This window comes from Dactylosporangium maewongense (assembly GCF_039531485.1).
In the GTDB taxonomy this organism is placed as follows: domain Bacteria; phylum Actinomycetota; class Actinomycetes; order Mycobacteriales; family Micromonosporaceae; genus Dactylosporangium; species Dactylosporangium maewongense.
Window position 1 is genome coordinate 219,189 of record NZ_BAAAQD010000002.1, and the last position, 15,832, is coordinate 235,020.

At 65.5% G+C, this 15,832-nt stretch carries 13 protein-coding genes and 1 CRISPR repeat array; of the genes, 8 read left to right on the forward strand and 5 right to left on the reverse strand.

What is annotated here, in order from left to right; translation table 11 throughout:
* Positions 1-67: 67 nt before the first annotated feature.
* Positions 68-680: a CRISPR direct-repeat array (repeat unit 36 nt; unit sequence GTCGCAGCTCCCGACGGAGCTGCCCTTCATTGAGGC).
* Positions 681-987: 307 nt separating this feature from the next.
* A complete protein-coding gene (locus ABD332_RS07915; RefSeq protein ID WP_344501128.1) occupies positions 988-1,914 on the reverse strand; it encodes a hypothetical protein in 927 nt (308 codons plus the stop codon).
* A gap of 143 nt (positions 1,915-2,057) precedes the next feature.
* Here ABD332_RS07915 and ABD332_RS07920 point away from each other — a divergent pair, with 143 nt between their 5' ends.
* A complete protein-coding gene (locus tag ABD332_RS07920) occupies positions 2,058-3,518 on the forward strand; it encodes a hypothetical protein (protein WP_344501129.1) in 1,461 nt (486 codons plus the stop codon).
* A 428-nt stretch (positions 3,519-3,946) separates the two neighbouring features.
* Positions 3,947-5,344, forward strand: a complete 1,398-nt coding sequence (locus tag ABD332_RS07925) for a Shedu anti-phage system protein SduA domain-containing protein (protein WP_344501130.1) — start codon at positions 3,947-3,949, stop codon at positions 5,342-5,344.
* Between the two features lie 551 nt (positions 5,345-5,895).
* On the opposite strand, the gene ABD332_RS07930 is transcribed toward ABD332_RS07925, so the two are convergent.
* Together ABD332_RS07930 and ABD332_RS07935 are read right to left on the reverse strand one after the other, a co-directional pair.
* Positions 5,896-7,062, reverse strand: a complete 1,167-nt coding sequence (locus ABD332_RS07930; protein WP_344501131.1) for a HigA family addiction module antitoxin — start codon at positions 7,060-7,062, stop codon at positions 5,896-5,898.
* Positions 7,062-7,421, reverse strand: a complete 360-nt coding sequence (locus tag ABD332_RS07935; RefSeq protein ID WP_344501132.1) for a hypothetical protein — start codon at positions 7,419-7,421, stop codon at positions 7,062-7,064. The genes ABD332_RS07930 and ABD332_RS07935 overlap by 1 nt, the downstream gene beginning before the upstream one ends.
* Positions 7,422-7,681: 260 nt before the next feature.
* On the opposite strand from ABD332_RS07935, the gene ABD332_RS07940 reads away from it, so the two are divergent.
* From ABD332_RS07940 to ABD332_RS07960, 5 genes are all read left to right on the forward strand, one after another.
* A complete protein-coding gene (locus tag ABD332_RS07940) occupies positions 7,682-7,969 on the forward strand; it encodes a multiubiquitin domain-containing protein (protein WP_344501133.1) in 288 nt (95 codons plus the stop codon).
* Positions 7,944-9,116, forward strand: coding sequence for a ThiF family adenylyltransferase (locus tag ABD332_RS07945; protein ID WP_344501134.1), 1,173 nt, complete (start codon positions 7,944-7,946; stop codon positions 9,114-9,116). The genes ABD332_RS07940 and ABD332_RS07945 overlap by 26 nt, the downstream gene beginning before the upstream one ends.
* Positions 9,113-9,613 (forward strand): ubiquitination-like system serine protease family protein, encoded by a 501-nt coding sequence (locus ABD332_RS07950; protein ID WP_344501135.1) that lies wholly within the window; start codon positions 9,113-9,115, stop codon positions 9,611-9,613. The genes ABD332_RS07945 and ABD332_RS07950 overlap by 4 nt, the downstream gene beginning before the upstream one ends.
* A 1,360-nt stretch (positions 9,614-10,973) precedes the next feature.
* On the forward strand, positions 10,974-11,165 hold the full coding sequence (locus ABD332_RS07955; RefSeq protein WP_344501136.1) for a hypothetical protein: 192 nt from the start codon (positions 10,974-10,976) through the stop codon (positions 11,163-11,165).
* A 544-nt stretch (positions 11,166-11,709) separates the two neighbouring features.
* A complete protein-coding gene (locus ABD332_RS07960) occupies positions 11,710-13,161 on the forward strand; it encodes a hypothetical protein (protein ID WP_344501137.1) in 1,452 nt (483 codons plus the stop codon).
* A gap of 1,203 nt (positions 13,162-14,364) precedes the next feature.
* Here ABD332_RS07960 and ABD332_RS07965 read toward each other — a convergent pair.
* Positions 14,365-14,688, reverse strand: coding sequence for a hypothetical protein (locus tag ABD332_RS07965; protein ID WP_344501138.1), 324 nt, complete (start codon positions 14,686-14,688; stop codon positions 14,365-14,367).
* A gap of 20 nt (positions 14,689-14,708) precedes the next feature.
* Here ABD332_RS07965 and ABD332_RS07970 point away from each other — a divergent pair, with 20 nt between their 5' ends.
* Positions 14,709-14,831 (forward strand): hypothetical protein, encoded by a 123-nt coding sequence (locus tag ABD332_RS07970; protein WP_344501139.1) that lies wholly within the window; start codon positions 14,709-14,711, stop codon positions 14,829-14,831.
* A gap of 12 nt (positions 14,832-14,843) precedes the next feature.
* Here ABD332_RS07970 and ABD332_RS07975 read toward each other — a convergent pair whose 3' ends face one another.
* On the reverse strand, positions 14,844-15,734 hold the full coding sequence (locus ABD332_RS07975) for an RNA polymerase sigma factor (RefSeq protein ID WP_344501140.1): 891 nt from the start codon (positions 15,732-15,734) through the stop codon (positions 14,844-14,846).
* Positions 15,735-15,832: the final 98 nt, after the last annotated feature.

A 15,832-nucleotide genomic window follows, 5' to 3' on the forward strand; every position in this document is an offset into this window, starting at 1 on the left:
GCGTTGGAACCACCCTTCGCAATGGGCTTACGTCAGTGCTGCTCGCTGGCAGTAGAATCCGAGCCCAGTCGCAGCTCCCGACGGAGCTGCCCTTCATTGAGGCTAGTCCCAGAAGGCTTTCTTACTGTTGTCGTCCAGTCGCAGCTCCCGACGGAGCTGCCCTTCATTGAGGCGTCTGCGCCATCGTGAGCGCCATCGCCTACGCCTTGGTCGCAGCTCCCGACGGAGCTGCCCTTCATTGAGGCAAGGGCGGTCGGACGTGCCGCCGTGCCAGGCTCTAGTCGCAGCTCCCGACGGAGCCGCCCTTCATTGAGGCATCTCGAACGGCGCCCGGCGACGGAAGCCATCGGGCGTCGCAGCTCCCGACGGAGCTGCCCTTCATTGAGGCTCGTCTATCATCACCGGACCGTAGGAGGTTCTGTGCCGTCGCAGCTCCCGACGGAGCTGCCCTTCATTGAGGCGAGGCCTACCGAGACTGGGACGCCTGGTACTCCGGCGAGTCGCAGCTCCCGACGGAGCTGCCCTTCATTGAGGCACGCGGGCGCAGGTCATCGGCAACCGCTACCGGATGAAGTCGCAGCTCCCGACGGAGCTGCCCTTCATTGAGGCCGCTGCCACGGCATGAACGGCTGGCCGAGCTTCGCGTCGCAGCTCCCGACGGAGCTGCCCTTCATTGAGGCCGCAGCTCCCGACGGCTTTAATCCGTAGGCTCTCGATTTGATTCCGAGGCAGCCCACCGTTTGACCTGCGGTTTTGTGCTACCGCTCCGTCCGATGTGGACGGTGGTTGCTCGCCTCGCACTTCTTCCCGCTCCTGCTCTTCCGCGGCCCGTTCGGGCGCGGCCCGGAGGCTTGACCTGCAGTGCCGCAACGATGCCGGACGTCGGCTGGAACGCTCGTGCCCCCACTTGGGATTCGTCCCCCGCCGCGAGCCTGTCGAGGTGTCCCGCGGGGGGCACCGAGGAGGAGTGGCTGTGGCAGACGGCTGCTACCAGTGGCGCCGTCGGTAGACCTTGACTTCGCGCACGGGCATCTCGGACCAGTGCAGTGGGCGGTCGACGACAGGGCGGGCGAGGTAGGGGGTGATCCGGTCGCGTTCGTGCTCCTCGGCGAACTGTTCGGCTTGTGCGGTTTCGCCGGCGAGGTCGAGTGCTTTGATGAGTTGCACGACGAGTAGGTCGAGGCGGTGGTTCTCCGCTTCAGCAGCCGTGAGTCGTTCGTGGGCGGCGACGGCTCGGTGGCCGCACCATTGCCGCAGCAGCTCGTGTTGAGGCCGGACGTACTTGCGGTACCACTGGTACTCCCATTCCGGACTGGACTCCTCACCCTTGCGGAAGGGGTGCGGGCCGCCGTGTTTGCACTTGTGTCGGGCCTCGGCCTCCTCCTCGATCACGTGCTCGAGGATGGTGTGCGAGTGGTCGCGGCAGGCGGCCTCCGCGATCACGATCGTGCCGGCGGGCGAGACGATCGTGCCTTCGTCGGTGGTGAACCACTCGACCTTCGCCAGGATCTCCTCGACGGATACCTGAAGGATTTCGGCCAGCGCCGTACGGTTCTTGATGATCGTGGCGTTCTCGACCGGACGCCAGTCCAACTCGGTTACCTCCTCCGGGATGAGAGCGGAGTAGACGGTGCCCACTGCGCTCTGTTCGACGGAGTCGAGTTCGAAGTCGGCGATGCGCTGCCAGGCTGCTTGCTGGGTGTCGTAGGCTTCGACATCCGCCCACCGGGTTTTCAGCCGAGATGACGGCACGGTCTGCACACGATGATCGTCGTCGGGGAACTCCACCTCGATACTCGCTGTGCTCTTCTTCGGTGTGACAGCCTTGATGCGTACGCGTTCCGAGGGTGCTGTGTCGCGAAGCCGGTACGCCCATTCGTCACCGACGACGAACCGCGATGCATCGAACGCCACCTGAACCGCCCTTTCAGATGCCAACCTGCTGCGAGGCAGCGAGACCCGGGTGTACCGGACCACTCTGACATCGACCGATGACCTACGCCTACCGAATGATGAGGGTCTATGCCGGGGAGGGGACTGGTCGGTATAACTGCCCGATGGTCGACATCACCGCGCCGCTGAAGCCGCACCAAGTCGAGGTGCTGCGCTGGGTAGAGGCCGGATGCCCCGACGCGGACATGCCCGGCGAAGGCGCAAAACACACCGCGCGGGCCCTGCAAGGCCGGCGCATGGTCACGGTGTCACGTCGGGACGGTCGGTGGTTCGCAGCCTTGACCGAGCTCGGCCGCTATTACCTCGACAACGGCCAGTACCCAACGGCGACCGGCACGGCGACCGGTGACCTTTCGGAGAGCTCGTCCACGCAGACGGCCTCAGGCGGACTGGGTGAGCAGCCGACGGCGCAACCGGCTGCGATCCGAGAGGCGACCGTGCTGATCGAGCGGCTCCAGACCGGCGGCGGCACCGTCGTCGTTTCGGACCCGGACATCGACACCCGCGCGAGCTATCGACGCGCCATCCACGCCGCCAAACAGCACAAACTCGTACCGGACGGCTACGAGCTCCGGCACACCGGCCGTAACACTGGTGACCTCATCATCCGTCTGTACTCAGCGGCGCAGCCCTATGACACCGACTGGAATCGGCTACGACTCGGCCAGGGCGACGAACGTGCCACTGCGGCGGCCGACTACGGCGCTCTCGAACAGGACCCTACCAACCTGAGAGTAGCACCGGAATCGATCCCCCGCGTGCTCGCTCTGCTCCGGGCGATCAACGATGCCGGGACGACCCGAAAATGCCGCGTCGGCGTCAACCTCACCACGAAGAACCCGAAACCGTACGTCAAGTTCGGCAGCGCGCGGCGTTCGCTTGAGTTCTTCGAGGAGTACGACCAGGTACCCCATGTGCTCACCGCCGACGAACGGCGAACCAAACGACTCCGCCCCTGGGCAGACATCCCGGAGTTCGACAGCGTAGCCACCGGCCGCCTCCGACTCGAAGTCAGCAAGTCCCAGTCCGGCCAGCGCCTCACCTGGCGCGACACCCCGACCAGAAGCCTGGAACAGCAGACCGGTCGCATCGTCGCCGACATCATCAAGGCCATCGAGGAGCAGGAACAGATCTCCGCCGCCTTCCGACAGCGCGAGAAGGAACGGCAGGCCGCGGCGAGACTCGCCGAAAAACAGGCAGCCGAGGAGCGCCGACGCCGAGACTGCGAACGCGAGGCGAAGTGGGAGCACGCCATCACGAAGGCCCGCGATCTCGCCATCGAGGAGTACCGCAGGACGACATTCGACACCGCGATGAAGCAGTGGCAGAACGCCGTGAACATGCGGGCGTTCTGCGACGCCCTCGAACACGCCGCGGCAGCTCAGGAGGCCAGCGACGGCGAGCTCACCGCCTGGTTGTCCTGGGCACGCGCTCGTGCTGACAAGATCGACCCCACTGTCGGCACACCCACGCTCACAACTGTCAACTTCACCATCGAACCGAACCCGGAAGATCTACGCCCACACCTAAACGGATGGAACCCGCACCACCCAATGAAGGAATAGAGACCGGGCTGCGGCCTACCGACTCTCACCGACTCACTACCAGCAGTGCGCGGAACCGTCACCGACGGTATAGATGTGAGGGCATCCGATTCACGGCACAACGCGATCGCACGCCCGCCCATCGGGCGAAACCGCATGCCCCGAGGCAAGCCACTGCAAGTCGCCAGCGGAGGGGTCAGCAGTTCGAGATGGTGCTCCGATCGATGTTTGCCGAGGCGCGGATGGAGCCGTGCAGCCGACGCGCTGCTGGCGGATATTACGACGTCCTCGATTTGGCCCGGTTTGTCTGCGGGCGAAGGTCCCCGTGCGGAATGTCCGAGGTGATCCGACAGGCGCGGGCGGGCAGACAGACGGCTCGACCAGAAAGTGTCGGACCCTCGTGATAGACCTCAGCGGACGTCGTTCACCCGCCGTTCGGAGGTTCCGGCTTGAGCACGCCCACACTGGCCCCAGCACTGCATCGCTTCCACACGGCGACCTTGCAGCGGCGATCCGCCAGATCGTCCCTCAACGTCGGCGTGCGGTCGACGGTGACCGGCGCCGGTCACGTCGACGGTCTCATCGAGGCCATCATGGACGCGTTGGTAGCAGCCGGGGTGCGTCGTGAAGACATGCTGGTCCGGCACCGCGTCACCCTGCCGGGCGCCTACGGGTCGACCGCTCCACAGGTGGATCTGGCAATCGTCGACGGCGACCTGCTCATAGGCGCGATCGAGGTCATCGTCGACTCGGGCCTACCGAACAACTTCAACAATCGCGTCGATGGGATGCTCGGCTTCGCCAACAACATCAACCGGGCCTATTCGGTCAACGCCGATCTGCCCTTCGAGCCCTGTGTCGGACTGTTCGTCGTGCTGGAGATGAACTCGAACAGCCTCAGGCCGCTCCGCGGGGCGACCGCGGTGATGCCGAGCGCGCGCCACACCGGGTTCGAGCCGGTCACGCTCGTCGACCGGTATGCCGAGACGCTGCGCAAGTTCCTCGGTGACGGTCTGGTCGACGCGGCCTGCTTCGTGACGGTTCAGCACGACCCCAGCTTCGCGTTCGCAGAGCCTGATCCCGCGATGGCGTTCGCGTCGTTCGTGTCGGGCGTCGCGTCGCGGATCGAGGCGATCCGCGAGATCCGCGGACAGGCGCAGGAGGGTCCGGTCGAGTTCGGCCGGCGGCTGTCCGGCCGCGCCGACGCCGCCGACGTCATGGCCGGGTTCGCCTCGACCCCGTCGGGTCTGTCCGCCGCGGAGGGCGCCGTGGTGCGGGAGCGCCGCCGCGTGGTTGCCGAGCTGCGCGAGCTTGCCGCAGACCCGGCGACGACCGAGACCACGATGCAGAAGGCGATCGGCAACCGATTCTGGCTCTTCGGTGGCCAGTATGTGGGCGTTCTTGACCGCCGATCACTGGCCCCGCTGGACGAATACGACATCCCGCTGCTGTGCGCCGATGGCAGCCTGCACGTCATCGAGCTGAAGGCACCCAACGAGCGGCTCGTCAAGCGGCACCGCAGTCACTTCATCGCCTCACAGCCCGTGCACGAGGCGGTCAGTCAGTGCCGCAACTACCTGCGCACGCTCGACGAACTGGGTCCGGCCCTCAGCACCACGTACCGCAACGAACTCGGTCTCGACATCGACCTGCGCCGGACCCGGGGCACGGTCGTCATCGGCCACCGTGACCACGGAGCTCCGGCCGACGTCTCGCAGCAGCAGGTCGAGCAGACGCTGCGGTCGTACAACGCGGACATGAGCCGCGTGCAGGTCCTGACGTATTCGGCGCTGCTGGACGCCGCGGATAGAGCCCTGCAGTTCCAGGTCGCCCAACCGGCAGGATGAGGAGGGCGATGACCCGCGCTCATCCCGGTGTCGGACAACGATGCGCTGAACGGCCATTACCGAGACCAGCCGAAGCGGATCGCGTCGACCTCGATGTCGGAGCCGCCCGAGCGGGAAGGGGGACGAGGGTGCGGACCAGGAGGTTGTCGGGCCGAAGAATTCGGCGTAGATGGCATTCATCGCCGAGAAGTCGGTGAAGTCCCGCAGGTACGCGCCGACCTTGACGGCCTGGACGAGACCGAACAGACATGGACGGCCGCTCATCTACGCGCTGAGCTTGAGCAATACCACCGCGAGGCGCCGGCACTTACCCATACCGGCCCTTCACGCTTTCCCCGATGGCCAGTGCCGGTCGGTTCGCCCGCAACCACGCCGCATTTGGCGATAACATAAGTGCCGATTTTGGTCCGCTACCGCTGCAAAGTCGTCGTCGACAACTACCGTGAGCGGATTGCGCCACGCACCAGGCGGGAATGGGTGGCCGCGAGTTCCTGATCGCGATAAGGACGTGGCTATTTCCGATTAAGTAGGTTGCTGACCTGCGTTACACGTTAGGTAAGTGGTTGCAGTTTTCGGCGGAGGCGGGAGTATCGGGTCCAGTTGTTCTGGAGGTGGCTGAGCCGGCCGGCGACGATTCCTGGCGCTACGCCGATCGTGCGAGCGATCATTGCGGCTTGGCTGGCGGTGGTCTTGATGGTGAGTTGTTGAGCGTATTCCTCGGGGATCAGGGTGGCGGCGGCGTAGGTGTTGGCGGCGGTCTCCTGACCGTCGTCATCGTCGGACAAGTTCAGGTCGACGACCACGCGGCGCTTCGGGTGCAGGATGAGGTGTGCGGCTTCGTGGTAAAACGCGAACCAGAAGATGTCGTGGAACTGGTACCGGCCGGACAACAGGATGAGCGCTTTTGTTGAGCTGATCCAGCGGGCTGCACCGCATGTTTTGATTCCGGGCAGGTCTGGCTCGAACTCCACGGCGACTCCGACGCTGGCGCACTCGCGGCGCAGCTCGTTGAACGCCTGCCTGTCGGGCAGGAGCGTCAGCCGGCGCAGTGTCGGCAACAGCTCGGCGAACGCGGTCGAATCGTAGGGCTGGCGTGGGGTCTGGTCGGCGGCGCGTTCCCCGAGCCGGAGCCAGGCGGCGGTGGCGTAGGGATCGACGTTGGTGTGCTGCGTGCGTCGGAACCCGGCGGCGACTGGTTCGGCCCAGGTTCGCTCGTACGCGTCGGGGTCGGCGACCTGGAAGAACGCGAGTAAGCGTTCCAGCATGCTGACCTCGTCGTCTTCATGGAGGACGCCGCGTTCGATGAGGGCCGGAAGGGGGAAGCGTCGTAGCCAGCCGAGGTGTTCGCGGGCCCATTCTTCGCGGTTTCGTTGCCGCGCGCGTTGATCCTGGTGGTTGGCCTCGAGGCGGTTCCAGAACGCGGCTGAGATGCCCAGCGTGCGTTCCAGCCGCAGCGCCATGTCGAAGGTAAGGCTGGCGGTGCCCTTGATCAGCTGGTTGACGTGCTTCGCGGAGACGTTCATCCGGGTGGCGAGTTCGGCTTGGGTGAGACCGAGGGCGTCAAGTTCGGCCTGCAGGATTTCGCCGGGCGGTCGGAGCCAATCCGGTGCGAACTCGCTTTGTACGACGGCGCTGCCCGCGTCACTGCGTACCGAGTAGTCCTCAGGCGTCTGGGCGTCGCGCGGCGACGGTGCGGGTCGGCGGTGGTCGTCGACCATCAGGCCGGAATCGGGGCGGTCACGGTGATGCTCTCGATGACGACTGCCTGCATGCGCTGCAGCAGGTTCGGCTCGTCGTGCCGTGCGTCCTCCCGGTCAGCCGACACAGTGGTCGCGACGCCCTCGATCATGACCTCGACCGAGCCGCACCGGATCACGTACAACGCCGCGCGAGACGCGTCGGCCACCCGGCGCAGGGTGACGGACGCGAACTGCATCACCTCGGCCAAGTTCGTAACCTGCGTCAGGATGGTCAGGACGCGCGAGACGAGCTCCCACGCCGCGCCGAACGCGCTCCGGAGCGCGGCCCTGCTGACACACACGAGGCGCGTCCCCTCCGTGCGATGGCGGATCAGCACCGCAGCCTCCAGCGAGATCTTGCCCTACACCAATCTCGTAATGGTACTCCCAGTTCCGCACGTCGGCGCCCGCACCACGTCGACGACCCGCGGGCGCCCGGGTGGTGGCGGGGCCTGGGCGCCGGTCAAAACGTCTTGTGGATCCCCGCGAGAGGGCGTATAGCTTGAGTCGTACAGATCTGGTGATGAACCAGATGTGTTAAGCGCAAGATCATTATGGGTTGTTGCGGCGGCCCGGGGGTTCAACGAGGGGGTAGGAGATGGCGGAGAGCGAGACGGAGACCGGGGGTGGAAACGTCCTGGAGGCGGACCGCGAGATCGCGGTCATCGTCAACGGGCGTCCGAAGGTCGCGCACCAGAGGGTGCTGACCTTCGAGGACGTGGTGCGACTGGCGTTCGATCCGGTGCCGAGCGGCCCGGACGTCATGTTCAGCATCACGTACAGCCGGGCGGTGAAGCCGCACCACGAGGGCATCCTCAGTAAGGGCGGCACGGTCACGATCAAGCCGGGAACGATCTTTGATGTCACGCAGACTAATAAGTCGTAACCCCGACCTGCGCAGGCTGGCCGACGAGGGCTATGAGGTGTCGATCGTCGACGCCCGGCTCGTCGTCGGGCACGTCCCGTACGTCACTGAGGACGGTGAGGTCAGCTTCGGCACCCTGGTGACGGCGCTGGCCCTCGCCGGCGACGAGACGATCCCACCGGGCGACCACGTCGCCCGGTTTGCCGGACGGCGGCCCTGCGACGCCGAGGGCCGGCCGCTCACCTCACTCATCAACAGCGAGATCGACGAGCACGTCGAGGGCATCCACCTGCGGTTCCTGTTCTCGCAGAAGCCGGAGGGCGGCTACCGCGACCACCACCATCAGATGACGTCCTACATCGCCATGCTGACGGGTCCCGCGCTCGCGCGGGACCCGTCGGCGACGGCCCGGACCTACCCGGTGGTGGAGGACGACGAGCCCGATGCGGTCTTCCGCTATCTGGACACGGCCACGAGCCGCGCCGGGATCAGCGCGAGCGCGGCGAAGCTGGCGCTGGACAATGTCGCCATCATCGGGCTGGGCGGCAGCGGCGGCTACATCCTCGACCACGTCGCCAAGACGCCGGTGCGGCAGATCCACCTCTTCGACGGCGACGTCTTCCAGCAGCACACCGCGTTCCGCGCCCCCGGCGCGGCATCGCTCGAGCAGCTGCGTGGTCGGCCGGTCAAGGTGGACTACTACACCGCCATGTACTCGGTGATGCGCACCGGGATCGTCCCGCACCCCTACTACCTCACGAAGGACAACGTCGACGAGCTCAAGGACATGAGCTTCGTCTTCATCGCCATCGACGAAGGCCCCCCGAAGCGCGACATCATCGCCGCGCTCGAGGAGTTCGGCATCGCGTTCATCGACGTGGGCATGGGCCTGTACAACGTCGACGGCGCGGTCGGCGGCATCCTGCGGGTCACCACCAGCACGCCGCAGCAGCGCGACCACGCCCACGACCGCATCCCGTTCGGCGACGCGGACCCCGACGACGAGTACGAGCACAACATCCAGACCGGCGACCTCAACGGCCTCAACGCCGCCCTCGCCGTCGTGCAGTGGCGCAAGCTCTACGGCTCATACCTCAACCTGAGCCACGAGCACCACAGCACCTTCACCATCGGCACCGGCGCGCTGAACACGGAGGACCACGCGTGACGCGCGCCGCCACGGTCGCACACCAGTTCGTCGACGTCGTACCCGACACCCTGCAGCAGGGCATCGTGTACGTCTGCATCCCCTACACCACGGCCGTGCACCTGTGCCTGTGCGGCTGCGGTGGGGAGGTCGCCACCCCGATCAAGCCAACCGGGTGGCGACTCGGCTTCAACGGCGTCGCGATCTCGCTGGACCCCTCGATCGGCAACTGGTCCTTCACCTGCCGCTCCCACTACTGGATCACCGACGGCCGCGTCCGCTGGGATCGGCAGTGGGGACCCGCCGAAGTCGCATTCGCCCGCGCCCGTGAAGACGCACACCGGGAACGGCACTTCGACGACAGCGCACCGAAGCCGGTTGGCGCAGATACGACGGCCAGTCTCGTCGGACAGCCGGCCAGTCCGGCGCGACGAGTGTCGGCATGGCTCCGTCCTGACAGCTGGCTGCGCCGTTGGCGTAAACGCCGCGGAGCCCGACCAGATCGAAAGTCTCGGTAGACATCGGCGGACGTGGCGCTTGGCGCGCACCTACACCGTCGGCGATGAGCCCGACGCGTCGCTGAGGTGGAGCCACAGGAACTTTTGTACGACACGCCCGGGTGAACGTGCCCTTTTCGATCTCCATGGCGATACCTGTCGGATTGACAGGATCATGGGGGAGTTTCCATTGCCCAAGGTCAGAGTGCGTGAGCTGGCGCGCCGGCTCACCATCGTCAGTAACATCACGATCACTGCCGACGACATCGTTCAACTCGGCGCGGCCGCCGAGTTGCCGATCAACCCAACGACCAGTGCGCTCGACGAGCGCCAGGTCGCCGTCCTGCTGCAGCATCTCCAGTACGACGGCGACCGTGCCGCGCTGACGGCTGAGGTCATGAACGACCGCTGGCGTCCCAGCCCGCCAATCGCCCCGGCACCTTCACCGCCGGCGGAACCGGCGGAACGCCCGTCCTGGAACCGGCGGTCGGCTTTCCCTGCGTTCAGGACTCGGCCGCTCACCGCGAGGCCGCCGGCACCGAGGCCCGCGAAGACCCAACCCCCGGTGGAAACCGGCCCAGTCATCAGCGAATCTGCCCGAGCCGCGGCCAGGGCGGCCCGCCCAGGACCACCTCCGCCGCGGCCGTTCCTGCTATTGCCGACAACGTCCCGCCAGCCGCTGTCCGCCGATCGGCGTCGGTCAAGCGACTCGTCGTCATCGGTCCGGGTCGACGACCTCTCGCCGATGTCTCGCGTCATGATGCCCGCCTCCATGCGCGGACGGCCCCGAGTCAGCCGAGACGAGGCAGAGCACCTCAAGGCGGAGGCTCGGGCGTGGGCAGAGGAAGGGTTCCACGAGGGCACTGCGCACCGCTGGCACCAGTTGGACCTCTCGCCACGAGTCGCGGGGTTTCTCGCTCGTCGTCACGTCGATCCAGACGTCCTTGATGTGGCGATCCCCGTGCCCTGTGGCGTCGTCGTAGACGGTCAGGCCACGGCCGCCTTCCTGCTCGCCGCCGGCCGACTACCGGTAGAAGTGGTGTACACGATGCTTGTCGACGCCCATCTGCACACCCCCGACACCGAAACGACCCCGCTCCTTGCGCTCCCGGCGCCCTCACAGGCGGCTCAGTCTGTCTCACTGGCCCCGCCAGCGTTGTTCTCAGCACCCGGCGAACCGGACACTCCGGCGCCGTACGTTGCCCCGCCAGCTCGGCGACGTCGTTCTCGCCCAGCCCGTTGGGTCTGACCAGGCACGCCCGGAGGAGGTCGGGACTATGGAGCGACACGCCGTGGGTGCCACGGCTGATCGCCGCGCTCCGCGCAGGACGCTAGGAGTTATGGAAGGCATTAGCCCGAACGCAGGGACAAGACGGTCGGCGTGACCGATGTGGAGACCTTGATCAGGCAGGTGTGGAGCCCGGACGTCCGGCCGCTGGCCGATGAGGCGTGGCGCTACTACAACGCCGGCGCCACTCGTGCGTGTATCACCGCTATCTGGACGGCGATCACCGTCGACATCATCACCAAGCTCGTGCGGATGGCCGATGATGTGGTGCCGAGATCGGGCTAGACGTCGATAGGACAGGTGCAGGATTTGAGGCTGACGGCGCGACAAGGACCGAACTCAGGGCTTGAGCTAACCACCCGACGCTCAGGCCGTCCTATACTCCGTAAACGGTCATACAGTCATGAACGGCACGGGATCGGAGAAACATGGCACCCCAGCGGGTTCTTAGCGCCAAGGCAACGGAACCTGTATGGGGAAGCGTTGCGCTGTCGCCTCGATCGAGCCCGCCGCCCAGCTCTAACAGGCTGAGCGTACCTCAGCTAGGTCCCACCGGCGGCTTGCAAGGCTCTGGGGGACGGCCCCGTAGGACGATCCCCCAGCCTTGGCTTGTCCGCTCGTCAGCGGAACCTACGGCAAGCATAGCGGGTTGCCGGACGCTGAACCAGAAGTCTGTTGGTACCACATGACTTCGCCAAACGCTAGCAGACAAGACGTACTTGCAGCACGTTTGGAAGAGAATGTCACCCCGTGGACTGGGTGGACTCGTCGACCCTGGGACCTCGGCACGTCGTTGGCGCTGCGAGAGCTTGCCGAGGCAGCGGATTGGGTGGCCAACAAGACGCTCAGCGAGTCGTCGCTCATGTGGCTTCAACGAAGTTGCTTGCCGAGCCGCTTGGGGAGCGATGCGGCAATCGGTGATCAACAAGTTCGTAGTCAGTTGAACTTACTGCTGAAGCAGGGCATCACGGCGGGAGGCTACCGGCAACGCGGGCTACTCCAGCTGGTCGACTGCATCGATCACGGCTACCTGCTACGGTGGCGCGCGGCCGTAGCTAGCGGAAAATTCGATGTCGAGCGAGCTAGCCGCCACATCGCATGCCATGTTCTCGATCTTGGAATTCATCCGGAACATCTTCGCGCATCGGCAAAAGCCGTCCGTCGCGCTGGCGGCACAGCTGTAGAAATTATTGATTCCTGGCATAACCTTGCCACAGCTAGCGAATCGAACTATCACTGTTTAGCGGTTTTCGAGCGGATCCCCAAAGAGCACCTCGCATCCAAGGAATACGGCTGGTTGCCGGCAGACGGTGTGGCCTCCTACTTGGAGACGCACCATCCAGATCAAGCGAGCTTGCGACACGTAGGAGGCCTTCTCCTCACGATGAGGGCACGCGACGCTGCCAGCGCTGCTGAAGGCTGTGTTGAAATTGTCCGACGGCTAACCAATCGTGTCAGCTTCCTTCGCGAGAACACCAGCCTCGATCCCCATCCTTTTATCCTGGTGCAAGGAGAAGCTAAGCCGTTTGCTTTGCAGAACGCTGCACCACCCACTCATGTCCTGTCGCTAGTAAAGACGGCGAGCCTTTACCGCGTGGACCCGGCACACTCAGTTCTCGATGAAGCGCTGGAGCTGGCGTCAGCACTGAATAACGGATCCCCACCCGTCGCAGTGGCCGGAGCATGGGCTGCGCTGGAGTCCCTTCTGGTTACAGGGGAAGATGCGTCCGATCGCGAAGTTGGACGAGCTATCGCCGCCGATCGTGCCGCCGACATTTGTGCCACCAGCTGGCCACGGGCGGAGCTAACTACCATTAGCCATCGCATCGATACATCTACAACGCCGCGCCTTGAGGCGCTCCTGGAAAGGGCAGGCGAACTGAACAAAGATAGAGCGAAGGTCGTTTATGAATGGATCGCTAGCGGATCCCCTATCACGCTTCGAGACCCCGCCAGTCGGGCAGCTTTCGAGCGAATGTCGGCTCTTGTAAACAATCCTGCGCCCGTTCTTCGGCGCGTGACGGGCTATTTTAAAAGCAGCCTGCGTCGAGTGTACCGACAGCGAAACATCGTTCTGCATGGTGGTAGCACTCAATCCGTGGCGCTGCGATCGACATTGCAGACGGGAGGGCCCCTCGTAGGGGCGGCGCTCGATCGGATTGCACATGCAGTGCACTCGATGGGTCGATCCCCCTTGGATGCTGCCGCCCGTTCGCACCAAGCGCTAAAGACCGTTGGAGACCCTATCTCCTGGCCGCTGTACGATCTTTGTGGTGATTGAGGACAGAGTGCCAGCATAGAGGCAGCCAAGGATTGAATTTTCCGGCGCATCACATTCCCCGCTAGCACAATTGCGATTTCTTGACCGCACATCGGCACCAGCGGTATGGGCCTCGCGACGTCACGGCTACCGCTGTTCTAGATGATGACGTCGTCGCGGCCGCCATACTCGTGAAGGACTGCGTAACTGAGGCTGCGGTCGCACTGGTTGCTCCGTGGTTGCTTGGACGTTCGCCAAGCTGGACGTAATGGCCTTCAGTCACATCGAGAGTCAGTAGTCGCTGTCCGAGAGAGCCTGTGGCGAGGCGCACCGCCAGCCGGCCATCTGTGACGCGCACTATCGCCTCGGCGCGCACCTCACCCGGATCCTGCTGAGCATGGCCACCGACCGGCTGCCGCATCACGGCTGCCCAACCTCCGGCCGACGGTTTGCGATTTCACGGGCTCGCTCCGTCCGATGTGGACGATGGCTGCTCGCCGTGCACTTGGTCGCGCTTCTGCTCTTCCTCGATCCTTCCGGGCGCCGTGCGGCGGCTTGACCTGAGGTTTCACGATTCGCGGGTCGCTCCGGAGCTGAGTGTCGCGGATCGGGCGCCGTGGTCGCCGTACTCTTTGCGCCGCATCTTGATTTTTCCGGACAGCGCGGGCGGAAGTATGGACGAGCTCGGCGGTCGCTGCTACGACTCGCCGTTGCGATTCCGGTAGAGCGACACTGGTGTAGGTGTCCGCGGTCAGTCAGGACGGTTGTCCGACACGGCGGACAGTTGACGTGCCAACATTTCTCGGGTCCGCCGTGCGTTCACTGAGTGCGCCAGTCGCCACGAGGCCGGGGGAACCGTCCAGCCGACGACACGTCGCCCACCTGGCGCTAGCGTCATGAGTGTGGACCCCAAAGATCGGCACACCAGTACATCGAGCCGACAAGGGCCAGCGACAGTGCAGACCTCTGAACCGACGCCCACGCCGAATCGCGAGCCCTCTCGCGAGCCCTCTGCAGGCGATGAAGTCCGCGCAGCCGCGGGAACCGTCGGCGTGCTTGGCGCCGTTGTCGTGGCCGCCGTCGTGCTCGGCGCCTCGGCCGCCAGGATCACGCCGAGCGCATCGGCGACCGCGATGGTGTTCGTCGTCGTGGTGAGCGCACTGCTCGCCGGTCTTGCAGCTGGAGCCGTACGTGACCGGTTCGGCAGTCGGGCCGCGGCCGCCGTCAGGCAGTCGGTGGCCCCGATCGTCCGGACCGGTCGCTCCGACCGGTGAACCGCGAGACCGCCATCGCGCCGGAGCCGGCTGCCAGCGCGACGCCAGCGACCCCCATCGCCACCTGCGGCGTAGCTCCCGGAATCAACAGCAGCCCGACAACCACAGCCACGAGGTAGATCGTGGCTCCGCCCGCGATATGGACCAGCTGGATGCTCACTTTGTGCCACTGCCAGCTCTTGTAGCGGCGCAGGGTTTCATCGTCGGACGTCGCCCGGGTGTCCTGCCGGTCCTGCGCGTCCAGCTGACTGACCGGCGGCAGCTTCTCCCGCACCAACGGCGGCTTCTGCCGGCGTGAGGGCGGAACCCGCGAGGGTGTTCGCGGAGCCGACGTTCGAGGCGCCGCAGATCTTCTCGGCGCATCCGCCGACCCGGCACCAGCTGCGGCGCCGCCGGCCCGGTCGCTGGCTCCGCTGATGTTCACCGTGCTCACGCTGCGGCCTTCCAAGGCAGCAGCAGACGCATGCCTGCCGCCCGTTGCCGCTTCAGGACCCGCTGCCGGAAGCGGTACAGACGACCCTCCACAGCCCGCAGCGTGAGTCCGAGCTCGCCGGCGATCTGCGCCTGGGACTTGCCCTGCATGATGAGCCCCAGGATCACCTTGGTCGTCGGCTGTGCCATGTCGATCATCGCTCGCAGGTCGCTGCGGTCGATCACCACGCGCTCGGGATCCGGCACCACACCCGCCAGGTGAGCGCCGACCTCGTCCAGGTCGAGGCCGTACCGCACGGCCAGCTCACCGATCCGATCGCTGCGGGCCCGGGACCACCTCTGATAGGCCCGGGGGAAGTTCAACGCGCAAGCGCCGATGAACCAGGTGCGCAACGACGCGCCGCCGTCCTGCTTCCAGCCGCGGTCCAGCACAGCCCGGTGGTAGAAGTCCTCGACGGCTCGAGAGATGACGTCAATGGCCAAGGCGTCGCGCTCCTCCTCGGACTGGTGCAGTACCACCATGTCCTCCGGCGTCATGGCCACATACAACCGGGGCGAGTAACGCTGAACGAGGTGGCCCATCCGGTTGAGCCGCAGGAACGCTTTGATCACCGGCCACCCGTACAACCACAGGTCGTCGAAGAGCTGGTGATACGCCTGGCCTTCGCTGCGGCTGCTCAGCAACGCCTCGAACGCGATCCGCTCGATGAGGTCCTGCTCATCGAGCCGGCGCATCGCGGTGTCGCGCTGCTCCGCGACCTCGACAAACTCCGGCTCGTCGCGGATCTCGTCGAGAAGATCATCGACATGGCCGGACACCCGAGCAGAATAGTCGAACATCACTCCCCAACTACCCTCCGGGTTGTGGCGGTCATAAGCGGCGTTCACGCCTACTTCTATGCGTGCTCCCACGGACACCCCACGGGTTCCTTGAAGTGTTCTGCGTCACACTCCCCTCTCCTCGGTGGCGCTACCCCTATGACGTG